Annotated in this window: 2 protein-coding genes; both read right to left on the reverse strand. The window is 65.3% G+C overall.

What is annotated here, in order from left to right; genetic code table 11:
* Positions 1 to 1,082: phenylacetate--CoA ligase family protein (locus tag ROH8110_RS18330; protein ID WP_085819240.1), on the reverse strand; the 1,082-nt coding region annotated here is incomplete at its 3' end.
* Positions 1,083 to 1,147: 65 nt separating this feature from the next.
* Positions 1,148 to 1,975: an ABC transporter ATP-binding protein gene (locus tag ROH8110_RS18335; protein ID WP_085819241.1), complete on the reverse strand. Its 828-nt coding sequence runs from the start codon at positions 1,973 to 1,975 to the stop codon at positions 1,148 to 1,150.
* Between the last annotated feature and the right edge of the window lie 32 nt (positions 1,976 to 2,007).

Consider the following 2,007-nt stretch of genomic DNA (forward strand, 5'->3'; position numbering starts at 1 on the left):
TCGATCTGCACCGTCATCACGTCCATTTCGCCCTCGCGGCTGGCGATGACGCGGGCGCGGGCGATCTCGGCATGGCCTGCGACCAGCGCCGCCACCTGTTCGGGGCGCACGAACATGCCCTTGATCTTGGTGGTCTGGTCGGCGCGCCCCATCCAGCCCTTGATGCGCATGTTGGTCCGCCCGCAGGGGCTGGCGCCCTCCATCACGGCGCTCAGGTCGCCGGTGGCGAAGCGGATCAGCGGATAGTCGGGGTTGAGCGTGGTCACCACGACCTCACCCACCTCTCCGGGGGCGACCGGGTTGCCGGTGCCGGGGGTCACGATCTCGACGATCACGCCCTCGTCCACGATCATCCCCTCCTGGGCCGGGCTTTCATAGGCGATATTGCCAAGATCCGCGGTGGCATAGCATTGCAGGCAGGCGATGCCGCGATCGGCGTATTCCTGTCTGAGTGACGGGAACAGCGCCCCGCCCCCGACCGCCGCGCGCGTGATCGAAAGCGCAAGGCCCATCTCTTCGGCCTTGTCGAGGATCACCTTGAGGAAATCGGGCGTCCCGGCATAGGCGGTGACGCCGATATCATGCGCTGCGCGCGCCTGAAGCTCGCTTTGCCCCGTGCCGGCAGGCAGCACCGCTGCCCCCACTGCGCGCGCGCCGTTTTCGAAGATCATTCCGGCAGGCGTCAGGTGATAGCCGAAACAGTTCTGCACGATATCGCCCTTGCCCACGCCGCAGGCATGAAGGAAGCGGCCCATGCGCCACCAGTCATGGCTGTCGCTGCCCGGTTCGTAGATCGGGCCGGGGCTCTGGAAGATATGGGCAAACTGCGCGGCATTGCGCGTGGTCAGCCCGCCAAAGGGCGCCGCCCCCGCCTGCGCGCGCCCGAGATCGGATTTGCGCAGCACCGGCAGCGCCGCCAGATCCGCAACCGAGCGGATCGCCGCGCTGTCCACGTCCCCGAGGCTGCCTGCATATCCGGGCAGCGCCTTGGCGCGCGCGATCTGCTCGGGCAGGGCGCGGGCAATCGCCGCCTGCCTTTCGTCGCTGCTGCGCGTTTCCAGTTCGTCGAAGTAATCGGACATCCCGTATCCCTCTGAAAGCCGCATCGCGCGGCCCCTGTCAAATGCCCCCGAAACGGGGTCGAAAATCAGCTGAGCCAGCGTTTGCGCCGGCGATAGCTGCGCACGTCACGAAAGCTCTTTCGCCCCTCGTCCGACATGCCCAGATAGAATTCCTTTACATCCGGGTTTTCGCGCAGCGCGGCGGCGGGGCCGTCCATCACCACGCGCCCGGATTCCAGAATGTAGCCGTAATGCGCGAAGCGCAGCGCGACATTGGTGTTCTGCTCGGCCAGAAGAAAGGTATAGCCCTCCTTCTCGTTGAGCGACTTCACGATGTTGAAGATCTGTTCGACCAGCTGCGGCGCAAGGCCCATGCTGGGCTCATCCAGAAGGATCGTCTCGGGGCGGCTCATCAGGGCGCGCCCGATGGCGACCATCTGCTGTTCGCCCCCCGAGGTATAGCCCGCCTGGCTGCGGCGGCGTTCCTTGAGGCGGGGGAAATAGTCATAGACCATGTTCAGGTCGGCATCGATCTCGCCACGGCTGGAGCCGCGCGTATAGGCGCCGGTCAGAAGGTTCTCCTCGACGGTCAGGTGCTCGAAGCAATGACGCCCCTCCATCACCTGGATCACGCCGGTCTTCACCAGGTCGGATGGCATCAGGTCCTGCACCCGCTTGCCGCGATAAAGGATCGAGCCCTTGGTGACCTCGCCGCGTTCGGACTTGAGCAGGTTCGAGATCGCCTTGAGCGTGGTGGTCTTGCCCGCGCCGTTGCCGCCCAGAAGCGCGGTGATCCCGCCCTTGGGCACGCTGAGGCTGACGCCCTTCAGCACAAGGATCACGTGGTTGTAGATCACCTCGATGTTGTTGACCTCGAGAATCATCTCGTCGGTGCGTGCTGCTGCGTCGGGCATGTGTCTCTCCAAATCGCTCGCTCGTTCGCCCC

Origin of the sequence: Roseovarius halotolerans, assembly GCF_900172255.1 — a bacterium.
GTDB classification, from domain to species: domain Bacteria; phylum Pseudomonadota; class Alphaproteobacteria; order Rhodobacterales; family Rhodobacteraceae; genus Roseovarius; species Roseovarius halotolerans.

Bases quoted from the DNA above. Each gene is read 5' to 3' on its own strand.
- ROH8110_RS18335 (WP_085819241.1), bottom strand. From the start codon at position 1,975: ATGCCCGACGCAGCAGCACGCACCGACGAGATGATTCTCGAGGTCAAC.